Here is a 1,868-nt window from a genome sequence, read left to right on the forward strand (position 1 = left end):
AGACACTCCTGCAGGGCGGCCGCCGGATTGTCTCCTTCGCCGTGCCGGGCGATCTCTGCCGCATGGACGTCTCCGGATCCACCGCACGCGATCTGCGTCTGGGCGCCCTCACACAGTGCTCCGTCGTCGACATTCCGCGCGCCAAGCTCACGGATCTGATCGAGACGCACCCCGGCGTTGCCCGCGCGATGCGCTGGCTGACGTTGATGGAGTTGAGCCGGGCGCGCGAATGGCTCGTGAACGACAGCCGGCCAGCGGAGAAGCGCTTGGCCCATCATGTCTGCGAACTGCTGGTCTGCCTGCAGGCGGTGGGCCTCGCGGGCGAGAACAGCTTCCCATTGGGGATCTCACAGACGGATCTGGCGGACGCGATGGGCATCTCGCAGGTCCACATCAACCGCGTTCTGCAAGCTTTACGGGCGGAGGATTTGATCGTCTGGAGCAAGTCCGTGCTGACCATTCCCGACGTGCTACGGCTGAAGGTCTTCGCCGAGTTCGACCCGGGATACCTGGACCTGCGCGCTGCCAGGGCCGCTTAGTGGTGCATCCGGTAGGTAGAGGGGTATAATGGCAGCCCCTTCTGACCTGCTGGCGGAGGCGACCCATGGCACCGGTCTGCTTACGGGAAATGACTGTTGCTGAGCATGCGGCGATCCAAAAGCTGGCCCACTCCCGCACGGCTCCGGCCCACCGCGTGCAACGCGCCCAAATCATCTGGCGCGCCAGTCGCAGCGAGAGCGCCTCGGCGATTGCAGCCCGGGTCGGCCTTGATGGCGAGACCGTGCGCAAGCGCATCCACCGCTTCAACCGGGAAGGAGTGGAAGCGCTCAAGGACCGGCACCGTTCAGGCCGCCGGCCGACGTATTCGGCCGAGCAGACCGCCACCGTGATCGCCACCGCGTTGAGCAAGCCTCAAACGCTCGGGCTGCCGTTTGCCGCCTGGACGCTCGACCGGTTGGCGGCCTACCTGCATGAGGCAAAGGGCATCGCGATGCAGCGCAGCCGGATCGACGGGATCCTACTTCACGAGGGCTTGCGCTGGCACAAGCACGAGACCTGGTTCGGCGAGAGGGTTGATCCGGCGTTCGCCGAAAAAAGGGGAAGATCGAAACCCTCTACACCGCACCGCCTGCGGGCAGTTGTGTGATCTGCCTGGACGAAATGGGACCGGTGAGCGCCAAGAGTTATGCCGGGCGGGCCCTGGTGCAGACAAAGACGCGACCGGCCGAGCGCGCGAAGCAGGAGATCGACTATGGCCGGCGCGCCAAGGGTTATGTCTTTGGCGCATTCTGTCCCGCAACGGGCGAAGCCTTCACGCATCCCTATCCGGGACGCGGCGGCGCACATTGGGTCGACTTCCTCGGCCAGGTTGAGACCTGGATCCCGAGCACGACCAAGCGAGTGTACGCCATCATGGATAACCTGAGTTCCCATCGCACGACAGACGTGCTGCTGTTTCTGCTCGGGCATCCACGCTGGGAGATGGTGTTCCAGCCCAAGTATGCGGCCTATCTCAACCTGATCGAGCCCTGGTGGAAGATCCTGCGTTCGCTGGCGTTAGCGGGCCGGCGGTTTGAGACCTGGGACGAGATCACCGATGCGATCCCCCGCTCCACTGTCTACTGGAATGCACATCGCCATCCCTTTGTCTGGGGCAAGCGCCGCCGACACCGGCCGCGTCGCTCTCCCGGAATCGCCCTGCTGCCGAGGGCGGCATGACTTCCCGGATGAACCACTTAGCGGGTCGTGCTAGCCAGCAGCCCAACGAAGAGGCCGCGGACTAGAAATCTCAACGACGTGCGCGGACCATTGGCCTCGCACGCCACAGGTCTTTAAAACGAGAAAAGCCGCCCGGAGGCGGCTCTCGA

3 protein-coding genes are annotated in these 1,868 nt (G+C 64.5%); all 3 read left to right on the forward strand.

Features of this window, described 5'->3' with window-relative positions; translation table 11 throughout:
• On the forward strand, nt 1-539 hold a 539-nt coding region (locus VGC56_RS02705; protein WP_464123096.1), incomplete at its 5' end, for a Crp/Fnr family transcriptional regulator.
• 65 nt (nt 540-604) lie between these two features.
• Nucleotides 605-1,147: a helix-turn-helix domain-containing protein gene (locus tag VGC56_RS02710; RefSeq protein ID WP_464123098.1), complete on the forward strand. Its 543-nt coding sequence runs from the start codon at nt 605-607 to the stop codon at nt 1,145-1,147.
• A 23-nt stretch (nt 1,148-1,170) separates the two neighbouring features.
• Nucleotides 1,171-1,719 carry a transposase gene (locus VGC56_RS02715; RefSeq protein WP_464123100.1) on the forward strand — a complete coding sequence of 183 codons (549 nt, stop codon included), beginning with the start codon at nt 1,171-1,173 and terminating at the stop codon, nt 1,717-1,719.
• Nucleotides 1,720-1,868 lie beyond the last annotated feature (149 nt).

This window comes from Allosphingosinicella sp. (assembly GCF_036403745.1).
Taxonomy (GTDB): Bacteria; Pseudomonadota; Alphaproteobacteria; order Sphingomonadales; family Sphingomonadaceae; genus Allosphingosinicella.